Origin of the sequence: Psychrobacter sp. H8-1, assembly GCF_904846575.1 — a bacterium.
GTDB classification, from domain to species: Bacteria; Pseudomonadota; Gammaproteobacteria; order Pseudomonadales; family Moraxellaceae; genus Psychrobacter; species Psychrobacter fulvigenes.
In genome coordinates this window covers 3,288,475-3,315,037 of record NZ_CAJHBG010000001.1, presented here as the reverse complement: position 1 = coordinate 3,315,037, position 26,563 = coordinate 3,288,475, and the positions used below count along the sequence as shown (strand labels likewise).

The 26,563-nt window shown below is 45.4% G+C and carries 18 protein-coding genes, 2 tRNA genes and 2 pseudogenes; 10 read left to right on the top strand and 12 right to left on the bottom strand.

Annotated elements, in window-relative coordinates; genetic code table 11:
• Positions 1-257: 257 nt before the first annotated feature.
• Positions 258-1,778 (top strand): phospholipase D-like domain-containing protein, encoded by a 1,521-nt coding sequence (locus JMY01_RS13775; protein ID WP_201576906.1) that lies wholly within the window; start codon positions 258-260, stop codon positions 1,776-1,778.
• On the opposite strand, the gene JMY01_RS13770 is transcribed toward JMY01_RS13775, so the two are convergent.
• From JMY01_RS13770 to rsmH, 7 genes are all read right to left on the bottom strand, one after another.
• A complete protein-coding gene (locus JMY01_RS13770; protein ID WP_201577699.1) occupies positions 1,759-2,745 on the bottom strand; it encodes a putative RNA methyltransferase in 987 nt (328 codons plus the stop codon). The genes JMY01_RS13775 and JMY01_RS13770 overlap by 20 nt on opposite strands.
• 117 nt (positions 2,746-2,862) lie before the next feature.
• Entirely contained in the window at positions 2,863-3,981 is a 1,119-nt protein-coding gene (gene mraY, locus JMY01_RS13765) for a phospho-N-acetylmuramoyl-pentapeptide-transferase (RefSeq protein ID WP_201576904.1), read from the bottom strand.
• A gap of 3 nt (positions 3,982-3,984) precedes the next feature.
• Complete coding sequence (gene murF, locus JMY01_RS13760) at positions 3,985-5,436, bottom strand: UDP-N-acetylmuramoyl-tripeptide--D-alanyl-D-alanine ligase (protein ID WP_201576902.1); 1,452 nt, start codon at positions 5,434-5,436, stop codon at positions 3,985-3,987.
• Positions 5,437-5,570: 134 nt separating this feature from the next.
• Positions 5,571-7,238, bottom strand: coding sequence for a UDP-N-acetylmuramoyl-L-alanyl-D-glutamate--2,6-diaminopimelate ligase (locus JMY01_RS13755; RefSeq protein ID WP_201576900.1), 1,668 nt, complete (start codon positions 7,236-7,238; stop codon positions 5,571-5,573).
• 304 nt (positions 7,239-7,542) lie between these two features.
• A complete protein-coding gene (locus JMY01_RS13750; RefSeq protein WP_201576897.1) occupies positions 7,543-9,651 on the bottom strand; it encodes a penicillin-binding protein 2 in 2,109 nt (702 codons plus the stop codon).
• The gene (locus JMY01_RS13745; protein WP_201576895.1) at positions 9,644-10,081 is read right to left on the bottom strand and encodes a cell division protein FtsL; all 438 of its coding nucleotides are present in this window, start codon (positions 10,079-10,081) and stop codon (positions 9,644-9,646) included. Before JMY01_RS13745 ends, JMY01_RS13750 begins: the two co-directional genes overlap by 8 nt.
• Positions 10,082-10,282: 201 nt before the next feature.
• Positions 10,283-11,341: a 16S rRNA (cytosine(1402)-N(4))-methyltransferase RsmH gene (gene rsmH, locus JMY01_RS13740; protein ID WP_201577697.1), complete on the bottom strand. Its 1,059-nt coding sequence runs from the start codon at positions 11,339-11,341 to the stop codon at positions 10,283-10,285.
• Positions 11,342-11,725: 384 nt separating this feature from the next.
• On the opposite strand from rsmH, the gene gltX reads away from it, so the two are divergent.
• The gene (gltX, locus tag JMY01_RS13735; protein ID WP_201576893.1) at positions 11,726-13,270 is read left to right on the top strand and encodes a glutamate--tRNA ligase; all 1,545 of its coding nucleotides are present in this window, start codon (positions 11,726-11,728) and stop codon (positions 13,268-13,270) included.
• Between the two features lie 74 nt (positions 13,271-13,344).
• Here the strand turns inward: gltX and JMY01_RS13730 are convergent, their stop codons facing one another.
• The gene (locus tag JMY01_RS13730; protein ID WP_201576891.1) at positions 13,345-13,932 is read right to left on the bottom strand and encodes a hemolysin III family protein; all 588 of its coding nucleotides are present in this window, start codon (positions 13,930-13,932) and stop codon (positions 13,345-13,347) included.
• 105 nt (positions 13,933-14,037) lie between these two features.
• On the opposite strand from JMY01_RS13730, the gene JMY01_RS14195 reads away from it, so the two are divergent.
• From JMY01_RS14195 to JMY01_RS13715, 4 genes are all read left to right on the top strand, one after another.
• Positions 14,038-14,391 (top strand): IS630 transposase-related protein, encoded by a 354-nt coding sequence (locus JMY01_RS14195; protein WP_227677608.1) that lies wholly within the window; start codon positions 14,038-14,040, stop codon positions 14,389-14,391.
• Entirely contained in the window at positions 14,342-14,884 is a 543-nt protein-coding gene (locus JMY01_RS13725; RefSeq protein ID WP_265089828.1) for an IS630 family transposase, read from the top strand. The genes JMY01_RS14195 and JMY01_RS13725 overlap by 50 nt, the downstream gene beginning before the upstream one ends.
• Before the next feature lie 400 nt (positions 14,885-15,284).
• Positions 15,285-15,360: transfer RNA gene (locus tag JMY01_RS13720), tRNA-Ala, on the top strand.
• A gap of 145 nt (positions 15,361-15,505) precedes the next feature.
• A tRNA-Glu gene (locus tag JMY01_RS13715) sits at positions 15,506-15,581 on the top strand.
• Positions 15,582-15,816: 235 nt separating this feature from the next.
• Here the strand turns inward: JMY01_RS13715 and JMY01_RS13710 are convergent.
• Positions 15,817-16,362, bottom strand: a complete 546-nt coding sequence (locus JMY01_RS13710) for a rhodanese-like domain-containing protein (protein WP_265089877.1) — start codon at positions 16,360-16,362, stop codon at positions 15,817-15,819.
• Positions 16,363-16,733: 371 nt separating this feature from the next.
• Positions 16,734-18,004: pseudogene (locus JMY01_RS13705) on the bottom strand (IS256 family transposase).
• 501 nt (positions 18,005-18,505) lie between these two features.
• Between JMY01_RS13705 and JMY01_RS13700 the strand changes: the two are divergent.
• The 3 genes from JMY01_RS13700 (at position 18,506) to JMY01_RS13690 (ending at position 21,248) form a co-directional block, all read left to right on the top strand.
• Positions 18,506-19,885 carry a solute carrier family 23 protein gene (locus tag JMY01_RS13700; RefSeq protein WP_201576884.1) on the top strand — a complete coding sequence of 460 codons (1,380 nt, stop codon included), beginning with the start codon at positions 18,506-18,508 and terminating at the stop codon, positions 19,883-19,885.
• A 104-nt stretch (positions 19,886-19,989) separates the two neighbouring features.
• Entirely contained in the window at positions 19,990-20,643 is a 654-nt protein-coding gene (locus tag JMY01_RS13695; protein ID WP_201576881.1) for a LysE family translocator, read from the top strand.
• 254 nt (positions 20,644-20,897) lie between these two features.
• Positions 20,898-21,248: a glutaredoxin family protein gene (locus JMY01_RS13690; protein ID WP_201576878.1), complete on the top strand. Its 351-nt coding sequence runs from the start codon at positions 20,898-20,900 to the stop codon at positions 21,246-21,248.
• Positions 21,249-21,341: 93 nt separating this feature from the next.
• Here JMY01_RS13690 and acnA read toward each other — a convergent pair.
• Together acnA and JMY01_RS13680 are read right to left on the bottom strand one after the other, a co-directional pair.
• A pseudogene (acnA, locus tag JMY01_RS13685) lies at positions 21,342-24,148 on the bottom strand (aconitate hydratase AcnA).
• Positions 24,149-24,558: 410 nt separating this feature from the next.
• Complete coding sequence (locus JMY01_RS13680) at positions 24,559-25,566, bottom strand: DUF3025 domain-containing protein (RefSeq protein ID WP_201576875.1); 1,008 nt, start codon at positions 25,564-25,566, stop codon at positions 24,559-24,561.
• A gap of 254 nt (positions 25,567-25,820) precedes the next feature.
• On the opposite strand from JMY01_RS13680, the gene JMY01_RS13675 reads away from it, so the two are divergent.
• Positions 25,821-26,537, top strand: coding sequence for a metal-dependent hydrolase (locus tag JMY01_RS13675; RefSeq protein WP_201576872.1), 717 nt, complete (start codon positions 25,821-25,823; stop codon positions 26,535-26,537).
• The last annotated feature ends 26 nt before the right edge of the window (positions 26,538-26,563 follow it).

Below are 26,563 nucleotides of genomic sequence, written 5' to 3'. Positions count from 1 at the left end.
AAACGAAAAACTGTCTAACCTGAATAATAAAAGCGCATCCGTTGACTCTGATGCGCTTTTTTCTATTAAGCTGTGTTGAACATATCTAGTCTACAGACCTAAATCTTCTTTAGGTGATATCAGCCTCTTTTCTTCTCTCCCTCTGAATATGACAACTTCCCAAATGGCGATGCCAACCGTACCTAGACAGCATTGAATTATAATTGATGTGTAGTAAGGTTTGTTTATACCTCAAATAATAACAACGGATTGCCCTTATGCTGTTAGACATCCTGCTAACCATTCACTTTATATTAATAATACTCATTTCCTTGCGCGTGCTTGCCCGCCAAGACTTTACGTCTCCTGCACGCTTAGCATGGCTGGTGGTATTATTTATCTTGCCTTATCTTGGCGTGCTGGTTTATTGGATGTTTGGCGAGCTGCGTCTGGGTCGCGGCTTCACAGAGCAATCGCAGCAAATTATTGAGGATCTGCATAAGCACAATCCTGAAGTACTCGGTAATGATAGCGCCCTGATAAAGTCCGTCAAACCTGAGTATCGGGCTGCTTTTGCTTATGCGGCTAATATCACAGGCTTTCATACCACAGTGGGCAATCATGCTGAGTTGATGGCAGATGCCGATGAGACTCGCAGACGTATGATTGCCGACTTCGATGCGGCGACTGAACAGATTCATGTGCTGTATTACATTTGGCTCGTCGATGGGATGGGTATTGATACGGCTCAAGCTTTGATGCGAGCGGCACGGCGCGGAGTCACTTGTCGGGCGATGGTCGATGGGATGGGTTCACGTAAGCTAGTGCGCTCCAAGCTATGGCAAGAGATGCAGGACGCAGGCGTAGAGGTCAGTGTGGCGCTACCAATTCGCAACCTCATAAAGGTATTCTTGTTTAGCCGTATTGATTTGCGTAATCACCGCAAAATCACGGTAATCGATGGCAAGATTGGCTATTCTGGCAGCCGCAATTGCGCCGACCCCGAGTTTCGCGTAAAGCCAAAGTACGCGCCATGGGTAGATATCATGCTACGTATGCAAGGCCCTGTAGTGGCGCAAAATCAGATGTTATTTGCCAGCGATTGGCTGATCAAAAACCCTGATACGCCGCTAGACAGCTTTATTTATCATACTGATACTGATTCTGATTCTGATAAAAAGACACAAGAAGCTGGGCAGTTGAAGAATAAACAACCAGAGGATAAACAGATAGAGGATAGAGAGATAAAAGGCTTTGCCGCGCAAGTCTTCGCTGATGGCCCAACCCAACGTCATGGGACGACGCCGCAGTTTTTGGGCGCATTGATTAGCCAAGCTCAGCGCACCTTGATTATCTCGACCCCCTACTTTGTCCCCGATTACTCTTTAGTCAGCATCCTATGCGCTACGGCTTATCGCGGTGTAGAGGTGACGATGATTTTCCCCAAGCACAATGACTCTTTCGTCGTCGCCGCCACCAGTCACAGCTTTTATTGGCAATTGCTTGAAGCAGGAATAAAAATTTATGAGTATAAGCTAGGCTTGCTTCACGCCAAGACCTTGACCGTCGATGGAGAGATTGGTCTCATTGGCTCAACCAATTTAGACTTGCGTAGTTTTGATTTAAATTATGAAAACAACGTGGTTTTTAGCGATGAAGCGCTGACTGCCAAGATTGTTGAGCGCCAATACCAGTACATCGCAGACTCTGAACAAATACTACTTGAGCAGGTAAAAAACTGGCCGTTATCCTATCGGATTTGGAATAATATTGTCGCTACTATGGGGCCGATACTGTAGATGGTATTTTTTGCAAGATATAAACCACAAATTTGGCTTCGGTGTCAAAGGCTTGCGTCTTAGCTGTTGCCAGTAATGCTTGACGCTTCTCACTACGCGCACGATACGCATAAGGGGTCATGGTCAATAAATCAGCGAGGGCATCTGCCGACAGTGATAACTCCGTATTGATGTAATGTGTTGCTATAAGGGTAAAATACGGCGCTAGCTCGTGCAAAAACTTATCAGAGTCGTGCTCACGGACACTATCAAATAACGCCTCGCGTATGGTTGTTAAATGCCCGACATCAGGCTTAGCAATGAGTAAATAACCCTCATCTTGCAGAGCTTTTGCAAAGGCTTCTGGCAATATCGGACTAAAGATACTGCTAATACCTGCCATGCTATGCGGCGCTAGTGGCAAATTGGCAGCACTGGTCACTAGTGGATAAATAGCGGCCATTTTATTTGGCGTATTGTTTTGTGTGCCTTTTTGCTCATCGCTTTGCTGATACCACAGTCTATTTGCCGTTTTACTCACCTTAGCCAGACTGGCAACGGCGGGCTTACTGATATCAGCAGCGACTAAGACATCCATCCCCGTTTGCGCCATCGCCTGCGTGTAATAGCCCTCGCCGCAGCCAATATCCAGCCAGTTGGCGGCTGTTTTATTCTGCTCAATTGTTGGTTCAGTAATGAGATTATCTTGCGCCAGCAGCTGTGCCATTTGCTGACAGATGAATACCTGTAGTGGCTCATAATATCCTGCATTTAAAAACCGTTGACGCGCATCGATAGACGCTTGGCTGTCACCGGGGGCTTTAGACTTTTTTTGTTGCACTGGCAGTAGATTGATATAACCCTGACGTGCCACATCAAATGGATGCGAGGTTTGCTTGGGGCTCAGGCTACCGTCACAGCGCCACGTATCTGCAGCGGGTGTTAATGGTGACTGACAAAGTGGGCAAATAAATAAGGACACTGGTATCTCAAAGTCATACAAATATGGCTAGCATCTTAGCAAATTTTGCTATGCATAAGTGACAAAAAAGCCATCCCTGATGCTTCAGAAATGGCTTTTCATATACTGTCGAATATTTGCAGCTTAACGCAGTTTTAAAGTCATCAAACCTAATACCACCAGTACAATGGCAATAATCCAAAAACGCACCACCACTTGGGTTTCTTTCCAGCCAATCTCTTCAAAGTGATGATGTAATGGCGCCATACGGAACACACGTTTTTTGCGCAGTTTATAGGAGCCGACTTGTAGTATGACTGACACGGCTTCGGCAACGAACAGACCACCCATGATCGCAAAAGCAATCTCTTGGCGTGACATCACCGCAATCGTACCCAGCATCGCGCCCAGTGCCAATGCCCCTACATCTCCCATGAATACCTGTGCAGGATGAGCGTTGAACCATAAAAAGCCCAGACCAGCGCCTACCATCGAGCCACAGACAATAATTACCTCAGAGTTATAGGGAATATAAGGAACCGATAAATACTCTGAGAATCGTATGTCACCTGATACATAGGCCATCGCTCCCAAGCCTGCAGCAACTAAAACCACTGGCAAGATAGCCAAACCGTCCAAGCCATCCGTTAAGTTGACCGCATTAGAAGCGCCATTAATCACAAAATAGGTGAAGACAATAAAAGCAATGCCAAAAGGCACAGCGGAGAATGGAATGATCCAATTCTTAAAGACGGGCAATAATAAATCCTGCATCTCACGGGTCGTACTGATATCCAGTTGCTGAGTGGCAATATAATATAAAGAAACGCCTACGAATAGGGCGCCCATTGACAGCCAAAAGTACTTTTTTCGGGCTATCAAACCTGTAGGGTTTTTATGTTTGATTTTGAGCCAATCATCAGCCCAGCCAACCGCTCCAAAGATGACCATCACTACCAGCAAAATCCAAACGTAGGGATTATTCAAGCGCGCCCATAACAAGGTGGACACGCCAATGGAGGTCAAAATTAACACTCCGCCCATGGTAGGTGTACCCGTTTTGACAAGGTGCGACTGTGGTCCATCGTTGCGTATAGCCTGACCATACTTGAGTGTACGCAAATGCCGGATAACACGGCCACCAAACAGCAAGCTGAACCCAAGCGCGGTGATAACGGCCAATAGCGCCCGCAGTGTCAACGAAGAAACCGCAGTAAACGGCGTATAATACTGGCCAAGCCAGCCAAACAACCAAACTAACACCGCTTACTCCTTTATTAGCGCATCAATAAGTGTTTCCATTTCCATGGAACGAGAGCCTTTAAACAACACAGTACAAGGCTGAGCTTGCTGCTCGTCCAAATATGGCTGCAAGTACCGCAAGAGACTGCTCTTATCATCAAATGCATGTGCACTAATGCCGCCGATTTCGTCCGCGCCAGCCACGCTATATTTGGCATACTCACCTACACAGAGCAGCACATTGATACCTGCTGCTGCAATGGTACGACCGAGACTTTGATGCTCACTGATAGCCGCCTCACCAAGCTCAGCGATGTCACCGAGCACCATTACTTGCGTACCCGTCTGCGCCGCCAATACTTTGGCAGCTGCACGTACGGAGTGCGGGTTGGCATTATAAGTATCATCGATTAAACGGTGCATACCTAGCAGCTGACTGTTCAGGCGACCCTTGGCAGGGCGCGAGTTTTCGAGACCGATGACGATATCAGCGATATCGATCTTTAGGGCATGAGCACAGGCAGCCGCCGCAAGCGCATTATTGACATTATGCTCACCTGCCAATGGTAGATTGATATCCTGAACCTGACCGCCGACATGCAATTTGAACTCACTGCGCTCAGGCTCAACATCGAGGTGGCTGGCGCTGACATCAGTATTGCCAAAACCAATCACTTGTGAGGTATATTTTTCAGCGATACGGCGTAACTGGTTGGCATAGTCATCTTTATCAGGAACAATCGCAAATTGCGTATCACTTAAGGCATGATAAATCTCTGCTTTGGTTTGGCAAATACCATCACGGCTACCAAACTCACCCAAATGCGCTGTACCAATATTTAAAATACAAGCCACATCAGGACGGACAATCTCAGTGGTATAAGCAATCTCACCGATATGATTGGCACCAAGTTCTAATATCGCATAACGATGATGGTCTGATAACTCAAGCAGCATCATCGGTACGCCCAAGTCGTTGTTCAAATTGCCGCGAGTGATTAGCGTTGGCGCTAGGCGACCAAAGATACTACCCAGCATCTCTTTACAAGTGGTCTTGCCACTAGAGCCAGTAATAGCAATCACGGTCAGATCTTGATGTTGCTGGCGACGAAAAGCGGCCAGTTGACCCAATGCCAAACGGGTATCGCTGACGATCAGCTGCGGGATTTTATTAGCAACGGAGGTAGTTATCGGACGCGAGACAATAGCAGCAATCGCACCTTTTTCTGCAGCGACATCGATATAATCATGTCCATCAAAATTATCGCCACTCAATGCCAAAAAGATATCGCCGGCTTTGATGGTGCGGGTATCGGTGGTAATGCGCTTACTGGTGACATTAACGTCTGTCTTCGTTGGCGCTGTTGGTGCAGAGTGCCAGCGGCTCTCAAGCGTCGCTGTTGCCGCGAGCAAATTATCTGCTTGCCAGACATAAAGCCCTTGCGACTGGCTGCTGTTATCATTATCAGCTGTCATAGTTTTTACCTTGTATGGTGACTTGCTTATCTTTTGCTTATCTTTGTCTTATCGCATGTTGTCTGCTGTCATCATCTTTCTATTTATAGAAAATAAAACAGACAAAAAAGTAAATTTTGCACTCAACTTATAAATTAAATACGTCCTGCTTGCTGCAGTGCTTGCTGCAAGATAATACTGTCGTCAAAATCATGACGTACACCGTGAATTTCTTGATAAGTCTCATGACCTTTACCCGCGATGACGACGATATCATCAGCACTGGCATGACTTACCGCGTATGCAATCGCTGTTTGGCGCGCAGGTTCGATATGGGTGCGTTGATACTGCTCGTCATCCATGCCAACCTGCATGTCTTGCAGGATGGCATTTGGATCTTCGCTGCGTGGATTGTCGGCGGTCAGTATGACTTGATCAGCACCTGCTAGCCCTGCTTGTGCCATTAACGGACGTTTGCCAGCATCACGATCACCGCCGCAGCCAAATACCGCCCATAGCTGCCCATGACAATGGGTTCTAAGGCTGTCTAATACTTGACTCAAGGCATCAGGCGTATGCGCATAGTCAACGATAAAGCAGCCATCATTTGATGGCACCCGCTGCATACGGCCAATAGCGCCTTGTAGCTGTGGCACTAAAGTCGCAATACGCTCAAGACTTATACCTAAAGCGACTGCCGCCGCAATCGCAGCGAGCAAATTGGCCACATTAAAACGCCCTAATAAAGGGCTGACAATATTTATCTGATTAAGCGGTTTATTGGCAAATTGATTATCTTCAAGCTGACTTTCTGCTTGACTGTGCAAGCTGATGTCTACCCCTTCTAAGCTTGGCGTAATAGCAGAGGCTACAAAACTGGCGTCTTTTGAGGCATACAAACTGTAGGTGAAAACAATCAAACCGCTCGCCTGAGCAGTCTCTAACATCACCTGAGCATGCTCATCATCGATATTGATAATGGCGTGAGTCAATGTCGGAAAATGACGCTTATCAAACAGTTTTGCCTTGGCAGCGGCATACTCTGCCATATCAGCATGATAGTCCAAATGATCACGGCTCAAATTGGTATAAATAGCTACCTTGACTGGCACACCCTGCAAGCGCTGCTGATCCAGACCATGGGAGCTGGCTTCAAGCGCAAGTACTTCGGCACCCTCAGCGCCCATCTGATATAAAAATTGCTGCACTGCCAGTGCGTCACCCGTGGTATGACTGGCTTGTACGAGCGCACCCAGCTTACCGTTACCCGCTGTCCCCATCACTGCACTACTCATGCCTGCCAGCTGGGTTAATTGCGCCACCAGCTGACTGATTGTGGTTTTGCCATTAGTACCAGTAACGGCAACGACCGTCGGCAGGGCGACAGGCTGCTGAGATTGCAGACAAGCTTGAATCAGCTCACCTAAAAACTCTCGGATATCGGGCACATAAATGACAGGGCAAGGCAGCGCTGCTAGTTGCTGCTGTGCGCTGGGCTGAGTGTCATCAAGTTGACGATCACTGCTACTAAACAACGCCAGTGGATCAATTTCTGCTAAGATAAATGCCGCTGTTTTAGCGGCCTGTGACACGTATTCACGGCTTTTTTGACAGTTTTTTGACTGGCTTTGTAACAGTACAAACACCTCATTAGTCGCGACTTGGCGACTGTCTAAACGTATGTTACTAAAAGCGATATTGGTAATATCGCTTGGATTCTCTAAGCCTTTGACCATCTGTGACAACTGTAGACCTAACGCATCACCACGACTGCTCTCCATAAGCTGCTGCAAGGTAACGGCGTGCTGTGATGATGTGGTCATAAGTAAATCCTAAACGGTGAAAAAATTAAAATTATTATTAGCGTCTGTTAAGTATTTATAAATATCGACAACAACCAATACAGCCAAAAAATCAGTCAATACTGATTCAATCAGTATTTATAAATGATAAACACTGATATAGTCGATCCACTATAAAATAAATGCAGTGCTACTGGGATGAATTTTATGCAGCCTCTGGAGTGACGCAGTCGCACAGCAAGCAAAGAAAATTTATACCAGTAGCACGCCGTAAAAGCTGTACTCTTTTTATCTAGGACTCACTATACACCCGTTCTATTGTTAATTATTCAGTTTGTAGCGGCTTATCTAGGGGCACATTATACAGACGTAAGGCTTCTTTCATAACATTATGAAAGACTGGCGCGACCGTCAAACCTGCATAAATCTGACCACGAGGGTCTTCGATGAGCATCACACCCACCAATCTAGGGTTCGACGCTGGTGCCATACCCGCAAAAACGTTGCGATACTGATCAGTATAATAGCCACCGTCAGGATTCACTCGGCGTGAAGTACCCGTCTTACCTGCCACGCGATAGCCATCGATAGCCGCAGCTCTGGCTGTACCACCTTGCACTGTCACCGCCTCAAGCATCTTCACAATCGACATCGCTTGCTCGTGCTCCATAATACGCTTACTGGGTGGCTTCTCACCATCCTTGATAAGCGTTAAGGGATGCATCACCCCGCCCGAAGCCAATGCTGCATAAGCCTGAGCGACCTGTGCCAACGTCACTTGTAGACCATAACCATAACTCACGGTTGCCCGCCTAGCCGTTTCTTTTTCTTTTGGTGTCACCACCAATCCACTGCCCTCGCCTGGGAACTGTAGAGGGGTTTTTGCGCCAAAGCCAAACTGCTTTTGCATATTGGTGATCGCATCGGGCGGTAGCGACAGCGCAATCTTGGTCGAGGCGACGTTACTGGACTTCTGTAGTAGCGTGGCCATATTAATCATACCTAGATTATTATGGTCACGAATCGTATAGCCACGGACGCGAATAGAGCCAGGGTTGGTATCGATTAAAGAGTTGGCAGTGTATTTACCAGAGTCCAAGGCCGCCGCTACTGTAAACGGCTTCATCACTGAACCAGGCTCAAACACATCAAGTAGCGCACGATTACGCTGGTTTTCACCTGTCATCTCATTGAGGTTGTTTGAGTTAAAGGACGGCCAAGTCGATAGGGCTAGCACCTCACCAGTCAGTACATCAACGACTATTCCGCTCGACCAACGCGCTTTTTGTAAGCGACCTGCTTTTTCAAGCTCTTTATATAGTAAGTACTGCAACCGCGAGTCAATCGTCAACGCGACATCTTGACCAGCAATTTCTGGCTCAAGCTGTTTGATCTCTTTTAGGCTATTTTGCCGAGCATCTTTTAGCACCAAAACTTTACCGTCATCGCCGGCCAGCACTTTTTCGTACTGACGCTCAATGCCAGCGCGACCTTCATAGCCACCTTCAGGATCATTGGCGTTTTGCCCCATAAACCCTAACAATTGCGAGTTTGGTTGTGGCTGTGGATAATAACGCTGAAAGAAGTTTCTCTCATAAACGCCAGGGAAATTGAGCGAGCTGACACCTTGGGCAATTTCTGGCTGCACTTTATTAAGTAGCGGCAGATAGTGTGACCCTGCACCTGATGGTAACGCCGCCTTCACGGCTTCCTCATCCGTCACATCGACGCTAGCATCGATACCAGCTGCTTGTTGTAACTTATCCACTGGTATGTTGGCCGCCGCCGCCAGACGAGTCAGATCCATATTCTCCAAGCGCTCTTTTACCCGCGCTTGGAGTTGTGGCTGATTAGGATTTTCGATTTGTATGCGTCTTAGCTCATAGTACTCACGCGCATAGTCATGCGGGCTGAATGATACAGTGGACAGTGGCGCACTGATGGCAAGCGGCAGCTGATTACGATCCGTAATCATGCCGCGATAGGATGCCTGCGTGCGCACACTGGTGATGAGCTCATCCCCTTTTTCTTGATAAAACTGCGCATTTAGCACTTGTATGTAATAGGCACGGCCTATTAACAAACCTAATATGATCAGCGCAATCGCCCAAATGGTAATAAAGCGACCTTTATCGTCTTCAAACCCACCACGTGATGAGGCACCAGAAGCCTTGGTAAAAATCACTTTCTTGCGATTCTTGACACTGGTATATGCCCCTTGAGTCTTATTCTTTTTTAGACGGCCGAGCAGCTTGGCACGATTACTTGCAGTGCCTTTTTTCGCTTTGGGATTGGCTTTCGTGTTTGTAGATGTGGTATCTGACTTAGCAGTGCTGGCAGGGCGTAAAGGCTTGATAACCTTGCCACTGGCTGACTTTTTTCTGGTATTTTTGGCTGTGCCTTTGCCAGGCTTAGTCGGTTTTTTATCACTCATTGCCAGCCTCCACTACTTCAGAAGTTGCAGCAGGTGGCATGGCTTCAATTGCCGCGACAGGAGCCGCCGCACCCGGTTGGATAATGAGCTTGTCTTTTAGCGTCGGTGAATACATGCCCAATTCAGAGACCGCTCGGCTAGCGATTTGCGGGGTGGCACTAAAGGTTTGCTGTTCAATTAACAAACGTTGGTGTTCTACTTGCAGCTTGCGTTCTTGCTTTTTCATATCTTGCAACGTTCTATAGTCTTGATGGTATTGTTGAACGTCTTTGGCAGTCTGAATACCGCTCCACACAATGGCGCCTGCTAGCAGCAGCAATACCACCACATAAATGTTCACCACACTAAAGCGGTGCACGAACAACTCGCCGATATCGGTATTGTTTGATGAAGCGGCACGACGGTTGGTGGGTTTGTCAGATATTGCCATGACGATCTCAAAAAAGTGAACTTAAATATAAAAGATGGGTGAGGTTACGTTTATGCTCATCATTACCATCAACAAAGGATAACTCTAATACCTGACTTATCACAAAGACTAAAAATACAGATGAAAACCAACCGATTAGCCTAACAGATAATGTTTACAGCTTTTTAACAGTTGCGTAATTATTACAGCGTTTATGACACATCATGACTCTACAACAGGCTGATAGCTGACATCCGTACGCGTCGCTGTGCGTAACCAAGCGCTGCGCGAACGTGGATTATGGCTGACCTCAGCTTTGCTCGGTGCAATCCGTTTTGGCTTGCTAAAATAGCGTGGGCGCTGTGGCGGCATCGGCAAATTCTCGTCTTCTGGATACTGCCCTTTACTATGACGCTGCAAAAACTGCTTGATACGGCGGTCTTCTAATGAGTGAAAGCTAATGACTGCCAGCTGTCCGCCCGACTTTAAAATCGGAATGCTTTGTGCTAAAAAGTCATCGACATCGCCAAGCTCATTATTGATAAAAATACGCATGGCCTGAAAGCTCTGGGTCGCTGGATGCTTGCCTTTTTGCCATTTCGGATGCGCTACCTTTATCACTTCTGCCAACTCAAGCGTGGATTCGTAGCTATCCATCTGCTTGATGGCACGGGCAATGCGCCGACTATGACGCTCTTCACCAAATTCATAGAGCACATTGGCCAAGGTTTCGTCATCGACTTGTTCAAGCCACTCAGCGACAGACTGGCCGCGGCTGGTATCCATACGCATGTCGACAGCGCCATCACGCATAAAGCTAAAGCCGCGGCTGCCATCGTCAATTTGCGGTGATGAGATACCCAAATCTGCCATCAAACCATCAACCTGATGGATGCCCATAGCGGCTAAGCTGTCGGTCAATGTCGCAAAGCTGTCATGAACCACTGTGACGCGATTATCGATACTTGCCAATTCATGAGCGACGGCAATGGCGGTTGGGTCTTTATCAAAGACGATCAATTGTGCATCATCGGCTAATTGCGATAATAACAATCTGCTGTGACCACCGCGCCCAAAGGTGGCGTCGACGTAGATACCACTTGCTCTTAGGCTGCCTGCGTCTTCTATCTTGTCTGTTTGTTTTGCTAATGACTTGACACCCAGTAACGCTGCGACAGTCTCCTCTAGCAGCACAGCGTCATGCACAAAGCTCAATTCGTCAGCCCTAGCACCCTCCTGACTTTTTTCTTTAGCAATGGCGTGAGCAGAAGCTTCACCCATAGAAGAAGATAGTGTCAACGATTCAGAGGTATCGGCGGCAGAAGAAGAGCTAACGTTAGATTTTGACTTAGATTTCGATAGGGACACAAACAACTCAATAAATGACGACCAACAAGGCCAGTAATAGTAAAAAATCAGATAAAAATAAACAAGTTATGATTTGCCTAGCATTATTATCGCAAGGATACACTGGTAGTCAAGCGCTAGAAGGGGTTTTCGTTAAAAATATCCCATCTCTCTGTTATACTAGCGATATATTTTACGCTATTTTTCTATATAAACGGCTATTGTTTCATCTGTATTTTTTATTCAAACCTCTGATTGACATTTAGCATTGCCTTTTTTCACTGCCCTATTCATTAACGACAACATTCTGAGATTTTTATGATACAAACATCAACTCAACCTACGACTGCTACTAGCGGAAAACGTCCTGTGCGTACTCGTATCGCCCCGTCACCGACTGGATTTCCGCATGTCGGCACGGCTTATATCGCACTGTTTAATTTAGCCTTCGCACAATCGCACGGCGGCGAGTTTATTTTGCGTATCGAAGACACCGATCAATCGCGCTCAACTGAGCAGTCCGAGCAAATGATTTTGGATGCATTGCGTTGGGTCGGTCTTGACTGGGCAGAAGGTCCTGATGTCGGTGGCCCTCATGCACCTTATCGTCAGAGTGAACGTAGCGACATTTACAAAAAACACGCTGAGCAGCTAGTAGAAAGCGACCATGCGTTTCGCTGTTTTTGTACCAGCGAAGAGCTGGATGCCATGCGTGCTGAGCAAATGGCCAATGGCGAAACCCCACGCTATGATGGTCGCTGTGCTCACCTACCTCCAGAAAAAACTGAGCAACTCATCGCTGCAGGCAAGCCACATGTGATTCGGATGCGCGTGCCAACCGAAGGCATCTGTCTGGTACATGACATGCTTCGCGGCACCGTTGAGATTCCTTGGTCACAAGTCGATATGCAGGTGCTGCTCAAGACTGACGGTCTGCCAACCTACCATCTGGCCAATGTCGTCGATGACCATTTGATGGAAATCACTCACGTCATGCGCGGTGAAGAGTGGCTCAACTCTGCGCCGAAGCATCAACTGCTTTATGAGTATTTTGGTTGGGAGATGCCTGTCCTCTGTCACATGCCCCTACTGCGTAATCCAGACAAATCCAAACTGTCGAAACGTAAAAACCCCACCTCGATCACTTACTATCGTGATGCAGGCGTGCTTCCAGAAGCATTGCTCAACTATCTGGGTCGTATGGGCTACTCAATGCCTGATGAAGCTGAAAAGTTCACTTTGGATGAGATGATCGCAAGCTTTGACATTCAGCGTGTGTCACTTGGCGGCCCCATCTTTGATATCGAAAAGCTTAACTGGCTCAATTCGGAATGGTTGCGCGCCCTAACACCTGAAGAGCTGAAGAACAAAATCCTTGCTTGGGCCAATGATAGCGACAAGCTCACGGCTATCGCTGCGGCTATCCAGCCTCGTATCGAGCTACTCTCAGATGCGGTCAATTGGAGCGGTTTTTATTTCCAAAACCTACCTGATATCACTGCTGAGAGCTTTGCTCATAAATCGCTTACTCCTGAGCAAATCATAGAGATGCTGCAACTGGCGCTGTGGCAGCTAGAGACCTTACCTACTTGGTCTGAACAAAACATCTATGCCACGCTAAAAGGCCTTGCTGCCCATCTTGATATCAAAATGCGTGACTTTATGGCGCCTTTCTTCGTCGCCATTGCTGGTAGCACCTCATCGACACCAGTCATGAACTCTATGTGGATTATCGGCGCTGATATGACCCTGATTCGCTTGCGTCATGGCATTGAGGTACTTGGCGGCTTGGGTAAAAAGAAATTAAAAAAGCTTGAAAAGCAAGCGGCAGAGTTGCCAGATTTTTTGGCTGATGGTGAGTAAGCTTATTAAATAGCTTGTATAAAGATACGCTTAACGTGGGTAGCGCAATAGCAAAACCCACGTTTTTTTATGGCCTAAACCACATAATTTAACACCATTAAATAATGACAAACAGCCCCAGCTAAGACAAATAAATGCCAAATAACATGGTTATAAGGTATTTTTTCAATGGCATAAAAAATGATACCCACCGTATAAAACAGCCCACCAGCAGCTAGGTATAGCAAACCATTAAAAGGTACTGCCTCTTTTAGCGCCGAAAAATCTATGACAATCAGCCAGCCCATGACGAGATACAGTAAGGTCGAAAAAACCTCAAATCTTCCGGTAAAAAACAGCTTCATGATGGTACCCACTGCCGCGATAGTCCAAACCGCAATGAGCAAAAACACTCCATTACCATCTAATAAATTTATCACCAGTACGGGCGTATAAGTTCCTGCTATTAATAGATAAATACTGACATGATCTAAAACTCTGAGTTTTTGTTTTAGACGTTGGTTGGTCACCCAGTGATACATTGCCGACGCTGTGAATAATAAAATAATAGATGAGCCATAAACCAAAATGCCAACTTGGCTAAATTTTGTCTTATAGCTGTCTTTTAGCAAAAGCAGAATGAGACCGATTGCGCCTAAAAAAGCACCAATGGTATGAGTCAAGGTATTATTTGTGTATGCATAATCTACTTAGACCACTGTTATATAGTCGGTCTTTTATAAATAAGATACAATACTATTAAAACTAAGAGAAAGATATTAATAACGATGACTTATTCTGCAGACTTCCGGGCGCAAGTGATCAAAAGCGTCAAAAACAAAGACATGACTATTCGTGAAGCGTGTACTTTCTATGACGTTAGCAAGACGGCATTACAACGCTGGTTGAAAAACCCAACAATCAAACAATCTCGGGATAAAGCACCCAGTAAAATACCAAATGAAGCACTTCTTCAAGACGTTGCGCAATATCCAGACGATTACATGTATGAGCGAGCACAGCGTTTAAATTGTAGCAAATCAGGCATTGAGATTGCCTTAAAGCGTCTTGGTATCAGTCAAAAAAAAGACCTTGGAACATCCAAAAGCCTGTCCGATCAAAAGAGCGATATTCCAGAGTAGGCTTGATCACTTTAAACAGCAAGGCTATCCCATTGTCTATATGGATGAAAGCGGCTTTGAGCACGAGACTATCCGCTCTCATGGCTATGCACCGATAGGTACACCCTGTATAGATAGCTACAACTGGCAAGCAAAAAAGCGTACGAATGTCATCGGGGCATTGTATGAAAAAATGCTGTTTGCGCTTGATTACTTTGAGCAGAATATTAACAGCACCATATTCTACAACTGGTGCAAACGAACACTAATCCCAAGCCTTAAAACCAAATGCGTTATTGTCATGGATAATGCTCGGTTTCATAAAAATAAGCGTATCCAAAAACTACTCAACAGACATGGTCATCGTATTTTGTGGCTACCACCGTACAGTCCTGATCTTAATCCCATTGAAAAGAAATGGGCTCAAGCTAAGTTTCTACGCCAAGGCTGGATGGAGAATAATCTGCCTAAGCTATTTCATGATATGGGTTGTATCTCTTTTATTGTGGATTGACTATATGATTTAAAATAATCGAATCTTAATGCAGTCACGTAGGCTGTACGGAATGCACCTCCCAATAAAAACCACTCTAAACCTTCAAACACTTCTTTGATCAACTCATCATATCACCTCTCCGACTTGCTAGATACGTGCTCTCATTCACCTACTGACGAAAACCTCAATGACGACAGTTTACTGAGTTTTGCACCCACTCAAGCCTGAGAAAATTTTCAGAATATCGTTTTGAGCGTAAGCAATGCTTATCCTAAACACCTTCAAGGCACCTTCAAAATATTATAAAAAAGAGTAAATCCTTAACTTCTAGGTACTTTTCAGCACATTTATGAACTCTTTTTGAAATAGTTGTTGACAACACTGCCAGTCTTCCCTAAAATGTGCTCACTCTTAGCGAGGGGCTATAGCTCAGTTGGTAGAGCACTTGCATGGCATGCAAGGGGTCAACGGTTCGACTCCGTTTAGCTCCACCATACTATTTATAACGAAGCTCAGCACTGCTGAAACTTGATATAAATACTCGCTAGTAGGACGATATCAGCACCTAGGCAAGGCTTTTTATAAACACTCTGATATTGTGAAGTACCGTTGTAGCCATTTGGTTATGACACTCTATGCGTCCCCATCGTCTAGAGGCCTAGGACACCGCCCTTTCACGGCGGTAACGGGGGTTCGAATCCCCCTGGGGACGCCACTATTCGGCGTCACTTATTAGCACTTTTGCTCAGCATCGGATTAGACTAATAAGCGCACACTAAAAAACCCAGTCATCATACGGTGACTGGGTTTTTTTTATGTCTGTTATCTTTTAAATCAAAAGCTGAAAAGCTGCTGTTAGCGATTCGTTAGTAGCTTTTAGTTAGCGAAGTGGGCTACGCTGTCGCTAACCCACCTTTATATCTCAATACCATTTAAAGTATCTAAAAAGCTTACGGCTTATTGATCTTACTCGGATTAATCTTCGATGACCAAGGCAATCCAGAATTCTGCCAACCGTTCTTCAGACGAAACCCTTCTCTCTCACCGTCTTCAATCTTATCCCCTTGAAAACCATGATCGATATACTTCACGTTGGTAAATCCTTGGCTTAACAGATAGTCAGCGCTGGGCTTGCCGCGAGCAGAACCCGAGCGGCACATAGTAACGATGAGATCATCTTTGCCCAAACCTTTAGCCTTGAGTGCTTTTTCAACCTCGCTGGCAAAGTCTGGATTACTGGGCATGGCAAAGACAGCTTTTTCCTCATTGAACTGAGTGCGATCAACGCTCTTAAATGGAATGTTGATATCTACCGCATCGGTAAATCCGACAAACATGATCTCTACAGGGTCTCTGACATCAACGAATAATACCTCGTCAGCATCTTCTTGCACCATGTTCCAAACCGCTTGTGGGGTGACAGATAGTGCATCTTTAGCAATAGCATGAGAGGTCAGACCAAACATGATGAGTAATGACAATATAATGGCTTTCACTTTTTTCTCCATAGAACGCGGCAGTTTATTCAGCAATGTTAACCATATCTTATGACGATTAAAGCCATGATGCAATGAATACGGCAGTTAGGGTTCGGCCTGGTTATATAGTCGACCCACTACAAAATAAGTAAAGTACTATTGGGATGAATTTTTTGCAGCCTTTGGAGTGGCGAAGCCGCACAGCAAGTAAAGAAAATTTATACCAGTAGCACGCCGTAAAGCTGTACTCTTTTTATTTAGAATTCACTATAAAAGTAGTAGTAAAGATGAGCGGAACTACAGTCAAATGAGAAAAATAGCTGTTTATTATGAAATAAAGTTTGGTATAATCGGCAAAGAGACCATCCCAGATTCTGTGTAACTGCCATTTAGATTAAATGCTTACTGATGCGATCATCAAACATAATCATAAAGCGATTCAAAGCAGACGTCCAGTTACGGATTGGCATCGACCACTTTTTAGACGCCTGCTGGGTGGCTAAGTACACCACTTTGAATGCTGCCTGATCAGAGGGGAAGACCTTACGCTTATTCACCGCCGTACGAATCACACTGTTTAATGATTCTATAGCATTGGTGGTATATATGACTTTTCTGATGTCTTTAGGATACTCAAAGAACACCGTTAGGCCCTCCCAGTTATTGCGCCAAGACTTAACCACGTGCGGGTAATCCTTACCCCAAGTCTCATCAAAGTGCTCAAGATTGGCCTCTGCTATCTCAAGCGTATCCGCACCGTAGATGGCTTTTAAATCAGCCGCTACGGCCTTCTTATCCGTCCACGGTACGAACTTCATTGAATAGCGCACCATGTGTACGATACACAGCTGAACCTGTGCCTTTGGATAGACGGTGTTAATGGCATCAGGGAAGCCCTTTAGACCGTCAACACAAGCGATTAAGATGTCTTGTACGCCACGGTTTTGAAGCTCGGTAAGAACACCTAGCCAGAACTTAGCGCCTTCATTCTCTGAGAGCCACATACCAAGCAGCTCTTTCTTACCGTTAAGGTTAACGCCTAGGGCTAAGTAAATGGCTTTGTTGATGATCTGCTTGTCTTGACGTACTTTGACGACGATGCAGTCTAAATAGACGATAGGATAAACACTGCTCAGCGGCCGGTTCTGCCAAGCAGTGATGTCCTCTAATATGTTATCGGTGACTCTTGAGACAAGAGAGCTTGAGATGTCGACATCGTAGAGCTCTTTAATGCTCTCTACGATCTCAGTGGTGGTTTGACCCTTGGCGTAAAGGAATATGATTTTATCATCGAGACCTGAGATACGGGTTTGATGCTTGCGCACCCACGCGAGCACAGCTCTTGTCTTGCGCTCGGGCGAAGCAGTGCTTCGCTATTTCCTCGCTCAGGTTCAAAGTCACCATGACGGTCTCTTGGGGTGGAGATTTCAAGATCGCCTGTGTCACTGCGGACGGTCTTTTTAGTGTGCCCGTTACGCTTATTAGGTTTATCCGCCTTTTCATGCTTGGGATAGCCGAGATGGTCTTCCATCTCAGCTTCTAAGGCAGTATCAATAAAGGATTGCATGAGCTGCTTTTGAAAATCTTTGATGTCATCGAAGCTGTTCATGCTACCAGCCATTTGCTCAGCCAGTTTCTTGATGTCAGTTTGGTTAGTCATTGCTTATTCTCCTGTTAGTGGATTATAAGCAGTTACACAGTTTTTAGGAAACTCTCTCGGCAAAAGCCAACTACAGACATCACCTAAAGCGTGGTCAGACTCATAAAACCCTAGCAAACTGCTGATAAATAGTAACTTATCTCATTTTCTTTACTTTTTGCCAATTACTCGTTATTTAGACTGTCAACATTATTGCATTCTTTATTTTTACCACGTATCATACTCCGACCAAAAAATCTAAAACCAATGCCAGCATTTGATCTTATTGAATCAGCTCATATTGAGCTTTCGATATGCCCTAATTGTGATGCTTTTTATTGGCTCCACCTTGCCTCTCTTTATATCACCTTAATTTAACGTCATTTAAACGTTGTTCGCCAACTGCAAAACCCCTATTATCATATTCTCATGGTTTAAAGTTATCATGATTTAAAAGCAATAATTTCTACTCTAGACCAATATTGTTTATATCGCAAAACTCACTTAAAAGGACTTAAGACGATGGCTATCGTTCGTAAATACGGTGAAGAACAGCCTTATTGGCCTGCCGGCCCGTTCAAAATACGCCTGCCCTTTGTGCATTACCGCTGGGAAATCCCTGAGATGATTCAGGGGCTGTTCATGTTCGTGGTCAGCCTTGGTATGATTCCCTTGTTAGAGCAGTATCTGGGCATGCCATATGATGCTGCACTGGCGTTTTGTGTGGTCGCAGGGCTGATGTATCTATTGCCATCATTGCTTGGTGTACCACTGGTACCTGGCTGGATTACGCCCGCTATTCCTGTGGTGCTTTTATATCTGCAAGCGTTTGAACCTGGGCCTCAAGCGGTACAAGCAATGTTTGTACTACAAATTGAGGTATTCTTAATTTTTATTGTGTTGGGTCTGACTGGGTTTGGTAATCGTCTGGTGAGTTTTATTCCCAACTCTCTAAAAGCCGGTATCATCATTGGTGCAGGTATCGCCGCCTTGATGGGTGAAATCAAAGTCGGTGGCCGTGTTGAAGCCACGCCAGTCTCCCTGATTATTGGGGCGATTATCTCCGCTTATGTGCTGTTCTCAGTTTCTTTTAAAGATAAAATTCAGAACAACCGCCTTGCCAAGATGTTCGCCAATCTAGGTATGATCTCAGGTATGTTAATCGCGATGGTCATCGGTTGGATCATCGGTGAATATCCTTTGCCCAATATTGAATGGGGCATCACTCAGCCAAACTTTGGTTTGATGACTGACTACCTCATCTTTAACGTCGGTATGCCTGATATTAGCGTGTTCTTATTGGCCTTTCCTACAGCGATGATCGCTTATGTCATTGCCTTTGGTGATATCTTGGTGGGTAAAGCGCTGAGCGAACGGGTCGATAGTATCCGCCCTGACGAAAAAATCGAGACCAATATCACTCGTATCCACGTGGTCACAGGTATCCGTAATGGCGTGCATGCGCTATTTGCACCTTGGCCAGGACTTGCTGGGCCTATTTGGACAGCTGCTCATGCCACGCTTGCGGAGCGCTATGCGCTAGGGCGTAAAGCGATGGACTCTATCTATAGTGGTGGCGGTACCTTCTGGTGGACAGGTCTAATTGCTATATTTATGCTGCCACTGGTCACGCTGTTTAAGCCTGTGTTGCCTATTGCGCTGTCATTGACGCTATTGCTGACTGCTTATATTTGTATTATGGTTGGTATCGAACAGCTCAAAAACTCTGCTGAGCGCGGGGTTGCTGGTATTGTAGCGGTCACTCTGGCCATGCCTGCAGCACAGTCAACGATTTACGCGATCATCATCGGTATCGTGCTCTATGTTTTGCTCGAAAGACCAAGCTCAGAGCAGAGAAAAAAGGCGCGAGAAGCTTCTCTGACCAAAAGTAATCTGGAGTAGGTTGATAAAGATCACTAAATAATGCTTTGATTAAGCGGGTATCAGAAGAGCATTTTTTTCTTCTGATACCCGCTTTTTTATGATATTTAAAAGGCAGGTTGGCGATGTTTGGTATTGAGAACTACCTGGGGTTTATCTTAGCAGCCATTTTGCTCAACCTGACGCCAGGCACAGATAGCATGTACATCATCACACGGAGTATGGCTCAAGGACAGACAGCGGGGTTTTACTCTGTATTAGGCATTACCTCTGGCATTTTAGTGCATACCTTACTGGCTTCGCTAGGGTTGTCAGTATTACTCGCCAACTCACCAACAGCATTCATGATCGTCAAGTATATCGGTGCCAGCTATTTATGTTATTTGGGTTTTAAGATGCTAACGAGTAAACAGCAGCCTTTGATAGCAGATAGTTTGTCTGAAGATAAGCAGCTCGCAACTGCTAAATCTACAAACCATTGGCAAATATACCAGCAAGGCGTGCTCACCAATGTTTTTAATCCAAAAGTCGCCTTGTTCTTTTTAGCATTCTTTCCGCAGTTTATTGACTCGAGTTACGCTCATGGCATGTTGTCTTTTTTAATCTTGGGATTGACTTTTGCCACAACGGGCTTTATATGGTGCTCATGTTTGGCGTTGTTGGCCTCACTATTGAGTAAAAACCTGAGGGAAAACCCATCCATCGAAGTTGTTTTAAATAAAATAAGTGGCGTGGTATTTATTGGCTTGGGTATCAAGCTGCTTACCGATAAGGCTTGAATACTCGTTGAAATCTTGTCCAAAGGTAACTTCCTTTAATATCTATAATAGTCAGTTTAAGATAGCGTTCTGCTGGTATAAACTCCCCTCGCTTGCCGCCAAGCCTGTTATAAAAACTCTATTTAATAACCAAATGCTCTCTCTTCTCGTCATGGGTTTTCGCAGTGATTAGACTTCATGTTTCATCCCTACTATACTCTCGTCAATATAAGCTTGAAACGCAAGAGTGAAAAACAGGACTGAATAGGTGTGACATGGGTTTTGTAAAAGTGTTTTCGTTCGTACTCGGTGCTATTGTGCTCATTAGTAGTGTCTACCTTATAAACGCTAGTACCGTTACTCCAGACTCTGTCGCCTGTGACGCATCAGCGAGCAATGACATTGTTTTGTACGGTGCCGTCTGGTGTGGCTACTGCGAGCAGACCAGACAATTGCTCGCCTCGCACAATGTCGACTACTGTGAATACGATATAGAACGCTCTGCTGAGGGCTATAGACAGTACCAAAGCTTAGGTGGTGGCGGTGTGCCTCTGGTGTTGTTTAACGGTGAAGTGATTCGCGGCTATAACAAACCTGAAATTGAATGGCATGTGCAGAATCAGTAAGTTACGCTGCACGCGACATTCAAAAAACAACCCCACACAAGAAAGCCCAGTCATTACGACTGGGCTTTCTCTCATTCTAGCTCTAATCAATCACTACGCAGCTTCTTTATTCTCAGCAGCGAGCTGACGCAGTACATAGTGCAATACACCGCCATGACGCACGTATTCGCGCTCTTTTGGCGTCTGCAGACCAACATTCACTTCAAACACTTCCTCTGAACCATCAGCACGAGTAGCAGTCACTTTGGCAGTTTTGCTCTCGCCATTGTCAAGCCCAGTGATACTAATGACTTCTGAACCATCAAGCTTGTAAGTATCTGCGTTTTCACCATCTTTAAAGGTCAATGGCAACACGCCCATACCGACTAGGTTTGAACGGTGAATACGCTCGAACGAGGTCGTGAGTACCGCTTTTACGCCAAGTAGAATCGTACCTTTCGCTGCCCAGTCACGGCTAGAGCCAGAACCATACTCTGCACCGCCAAGTACTACTAGGGGACGCTTATCTTCTTTATATTTCATTGCCGCATCATAGATGGCCATTTCTTCGCCGTCTTGTAGCGTGGCTTTGTCGTCTTTGAAGTAATACGTATAACCACCCTCCTTGCCATCCATCATAGTGTTTTTGATACGGATGTTGGCAAAGGTACCGCGAGTCATGACCGCGTCATTACCACGGCGTGAGCCATAACTGTTAAAGTCGGCTTCCATTACACCGCGCTCTTGCAAGTACTTGCCAGCAGGCGATTCGGCATCGATGTTACCCGCCGGTGAGATGTGGTCAGTAGTGATTGAATCACCGAATAGACCTAGGATACGCGCGCCTTCGATATCTAGGATACCTTCTGGCTCCATGGTCATATCATCAAAGAACGGTGGGTTCTTGATATAAGTAGACTCTTCGCTCCACGGATACAACTGGCTATCTGCTGAGCTAATGGCATTCCACGCTTTACTACCGTCAAACACTTCGCCGTAGTTTTTGCGGAACATTTCAGCATCGATGTTATTGGCAATCAGCTCGTTGATCTCTTCCGAGGTTGGCCAGATGTCTTTTAAGAAGACATCATTACCTTCTAAATCTTGACCTAGTGGATGGGTCGTCAGGTCAATATCGACCGTCCCTGCTAGTGCATAAGCGACAACCAGTGGTGGTGAAGCTAAATAGCTGGCTTTCACATGTGAGTGAATACGACCTTCAAAGTTACGGTTACCTGATAGTACGGCTGCGGCAACCAAGTCATTGTCTTCGATAGCCTCTTCAATCGCATCTAATAGCGGACCTGAGTTACCGATACAAGTAGTACAACCATAACCAACCAGATAGAAACCTACTTTTTCAAGTTCATCCATTAGCTGAGACTTTTCGAGATAATCAGTCACAACTTTTGAGCCTGGTGCAAGAGAGGTTTTGACCCATGGCTTAGCTGTCAACCCTTTAGCCGCTGCTTTTTTAGCGACTAGGCCTGCACCAATCATAACGGCAGGGTTTGAAGTATTGGTACAAGAGGTAATCGCTGCGATCACAACAGAACCATCACGCAGTTTATACTCTTCATCTTCAATTTTGATAGTACATGAGGTGCTACCATCCGCGCAGAACGGATTCGGTTTGGCTGCTAGCTTTTCAGCTTGCTCTTGCTTACCGCCTTCTTCATCAAAACGCACTTTGGCATCTTCTTCGACTTTACGGCCTTTGGTCATCTCTTTTAGAGTTTCGCCAAATTTTTCGTGCATATCAGATAGGTTGATACGCTGCTGCGGTAAGTTAGGACCAGCAAGCGCAGGTTGCACTGTACTGAGATCTAGATGCAAGTTACTTGAGTAAGTCGCTGGCTGAGTATCGGCATCATGCCACATACCTTGTGCCTTGCGTACTTCTCAACCAATTCGATCTGATTTTCATCACGACCTGATAGACGTAGATAATCAATCGCCATTTGGTCAATCGGGAAAATACCACAAGTTGCGCCATATTCTGGTGACATGTTGGCAATCGTCGCACGATCCGCCAGTGGCATTTGATGTAAGCCTTCGCCGTAAAATTCGACGAACTTACCAACCACGCCATGCTTACGCAACATCTCAACCACACGTAATACTAAGTCAGTTGCCGTGACGCCTTCAGACAGCTCGCCCGTCATCTCAAAGCCGACGACTTGTGGAATGAGCATCGAAGAAGGTTGGCCTAGCATTGCTGCTTCGGCTTCAATACCGCCCACACCCCAACCAAGCACACCGATACCATTAATCATCGTGGTGTGACTATCAGTACCAAAAACAGTATCTGGATAAGCAGTCAGCTCGCCATCGACTTCTGCTGCCATGACGACGCGTGCTAAATACTCTAGGTTAACTTGATGCACGATACCAGTAGCGGGTGGTACGACCACGAAGTTTTCAAAGGCATGCTTGCCCCAATGCAAGAATTCATAACGCTCATTGTTGCGTTTAAATTCAATTTTTTCGTTCAAATCAAGCGAGTCTTCACGCCCGTACACATCGACCTGTACTGAATGGTCAACGACCAATTCACTTGGGATAAAGGGATTGATTTGCTCAGCTTTACCGCCAAGCTTAACAACCGCATCACGCATCGCTGCCAAATCGACGACTGATGGTACACCCGTAAAATCCTGCAATACCACGCGCGCTGGCATAAAGGCGATTTCTTTTGAAGCCTCTGCTGCTGCATCCCAGTTGGCAACCGCTTCGATATGGTTTTTACCGACAGACTGGCCGCCATCTTCGTTACGTAATAGGTTCTCTAATACGACCTTCATACAAAACGGTAGCGTATTGATGTTGTCATAAGTCTCAGCAAGTTTGGGCAGACTATAGTAAGCATGCTCCTTGCCGTCGACCGAAATGGTGTCTTTTACATTAAAAATATCACTCATGGGTGGCTTCCTTATCTATTGTTATATGGATTTATGGTTTTGTTATTGCTTAAAACCGTTATAAAATTTTATGATAGGTGGCTAGTTGGACTAAAAATAACTGAAATAAAAAATGGTTGAATAAGCAGTTTAATGAACTCAACCACTTTTAATTGAATAGTATATGTTTGGTATATAGCGGCTATTTATTTTTAATAGCACTTTCTTACTACTGCGCTATATACCTGCTTTATATCTTTTATATCTGTGCCGATGTTCAATAAGTTCTAGTAGAACCATAAGCATATCCCTGCTTATGAACATTAGCACCTACTACCATAACAAATTACCCTACACTTGTTAACACTAACTGGTTAACAAATCGTGGCACAATCGTAACCGAAACATATATTTAGAGGATCCTTAAGTAGTTACGCTTGCCGACGGCGGCCACTCCTAAAAACATAACTGTCGTCATAAAACTCAGTATTGGCATTGGCTGCCCAAAAGTGCGGCACGCCCAATATAGGTAATGGCGCAAGTTTGCGCGGTGTCACCTCATCCTGTGACAATAGCTCATCCATGTGCGCGGCCACTCTATCATCTAAATATATCATGCGCTCAGACAATGATAAGGCAAAGAAATCTTGCGAGACGTTGATAACGATACTATGCGCGCACAAAGGCTTGCGCGGTTGCAGCAGTTGCTCGAGCAATGCATGACCAAAAATATAGACCGCAGCCTGAGACTGCTTACTAACTTGTGTTGGATTGTCCCACTTATCACGCGGCACAACCAAGCTTGCCTGCCAATCAAAATCAATTAACGCCTCACCAATGCTAGGATCTGCGGTCACTAATATCACACCGTTTTCGTCAAATACCGTAATAGTGTCGCGTACTCTGCCACGCGTCCCTCCTACGCCCTGTCTTGCAATTTCGAGCATATGATAGTAATTGAGCAAGGCTTTGGTCTTGGGAAACGTCAACCAGATGCTACCGTTAAATAAGTCGTGCAAGTTATCACGCGTCGGAATGTTGCCAGTCGTAGCGATAAAACCCTCATAAGCCTCACCCTCTGGCAACGCATTTTGCGAGACAAAGGTAAGCGTATGCGCTCGATTATCATGTGCAGGTTTGGTGCTCGGCAATGTGTCTTGCAGAGCTGCGCTTTGCTGCTTTAACGCGGTATTTAAAGTATCAGCAATGATGTCAGCTTGTTTGTGGTCATTCGCTGAAGTGTCTACTCGCTGATTCAAAGCACTCAGTTGCTTTATAATTTCACTCAAATAATTTAGCTGACTTAAATGACATAACCACGGTGCTTGCCAGTCAATGTCAGCAAAGCTTGAGTCCAGAGCTTCTGTTATAGAAGTGGGCATAGTGGGCGTGGCTGAATGTGACGGTTGGCTGTCTTTGAATACGGAAATAGACGTCATATAAAGGCTCTCTATTGTGCGGATAGTGATGAGTATGAAAGATAGCATCATGGTATCATAGGCCGCTTTTTTACTGCTTATAAGCGGCAGTGTGCGCTGATATAGTTGATACACTTTAAAAATGACATAGCGCTACTGGTATAAATTTTACTTGCGTGCTGCGTCCCCAGAGGCTGCGCAAGATTAATCCCAGTAGCACGTTTAGATTTATAACAATTTTATTTTAAATTGACTATATTTTATGATGAGTTTTTATGGCAAATTTTAACACCCACTTAAACGGTGCATTCATCGTAAGTGGTACGCTTGGCTTGACGGTTTATAAAGCGGGCTTCATCGATGACGCAGGGTTTTTGATGTGCGTAGCGCTTGGCACCATAGGCGGTCTATTACCTGATCTTGACTCAGACAACTCTACGCCCATCAAAATTGGCTTCAATGTGGCCTCTTTTGTTTTTGCCTTTGCACTGGTAATGCATTGGCGCAGTGAGTTTAGTTTATTGGCGTTGATAGCGCTCTGGCTAGCAGGCTACGGTTTCATGCGTTATGTGGTTTTTTATATTTTTACCAATATGACTGTGCATCGCGGTGTCATCCACTCTGTGCCTTATATGGCGATACTGGGGCTAGGTCTCACCTGCTTAAGCTATTTTGGTTTAGAGTATTCGCTCACTACCAGTTGGTTTTATGGGCTGTTTTTATTTGGCGGTGCGATGGTGCACTTAGCATTGGATGAGCTATATAGCGTTAACTTGTCAGGCATGAGAATGAAGCGCTCATCGGGCACGGCAATGAAGTTTTATAAGCACAAAGACCGTTGGTGGTATCTGCTACTCTATGTGATACTTGCATTATTGGTTTATTTTGCGCCACCACTTGAGCCGTTTTGGCAACAGCTACGTGACCCTGCCCCATGGGCAAAGCTAAAACTCGGCCTATGGCCAGAAATGATAAAAAACATGCTGTATTGAAATTTATAAAGCCGCTAAAAATATAA

Bases quoted from the DNA above. Each gene is read 5' to 3' on its own strand.
- JMY01_RS13775 (WP_201576906.1), top strand. From the start codon at position 258: ATGCTGTTAGACATCCTGCTAACCATTCACTTTATATTAATAATACTC.
- murF (WP_201576902.1), bottom strand. From the start codon at position 5,436: ATGACAGCTGATAATGATAACAGCAGCCAGTCGCAAGGGCTTTATGTC.
- JMY01_RS13755 (WP_201576900.1), bottom strand. From the start codon at position 7,238: ATGACCACATCATCACAGCACGCCGTTACCTTGCAGCAGCTTATGGAG.
- JMY01_RS13750 (WP_201576897.1), bottom strand. From the start codon at position 9,651: ATGAGTGATAAAAAACCGACTAAGCCTGGCAAAGGCACAGCCAAAAAT.
- JMY01_RS13745 (WP_201576895.1), bottom strand. From the start codon at position 10,081: ATGGCAATATCTGACAAACCCACCAACCGTCGTGCCGCTTCATCAAAC.
- rsmH (WP_201577697.1), bottom strand. From the start codon at position 11,341: ATGGGTGAAGCTTCTGCTCACGCCATTGCTAAAGAAAAAAGTCAGGAG.
- gltX (WP_201576893.1), top strand. From the start codon at position 11,726: ATGATACAAACATCAACTCAACCTACGACTGCTACTAGCGGAAAACGT.
- JMY01_RS14195 (WP_227677608.1), top strand. From the start codon at position 14,038: ATGACTTATTCTGCAGACTTCCGGGCGCAAGTGATCAAAAGCGTCAAA.
- JMY01_RS13700 (WP_201576884.1), top strand. From the start codon at position 18,506: ATGGCTATCGTTCGTAAATACGGTGAAGAACAGCCTTATTGGCCTGCC.
- JMY01_RS13695 (WP_201576881.1), top strand. From the start codon at position 19,990: ATGTTTGGTATTGAGAACTACCTGGGGTTTATCTTAGCAGCCATTTTG.
- JMY01_RS13690 (WP_201576878.1), top strand. From the start codon at position 20,898: ATGGGTTTTGTAAAAGTGTTTTCGTTCGTACTCGGTGCTATTGTGCTC.
- JMY01_RS13680 (WP_201576875.1), bottom strand. From the start codon at position 25,566: ATGACGTCTATTTCCGTATTCAAAGACAGCCAACCGTCACATTCAGCC.
- JMY01_RS13675 (WP_201576872.1), top strand. From the start codon at position 25,821: ATGGCAAATTTTAACACCCACTTAAACGGTGCATTCATCGTAAGTGGT.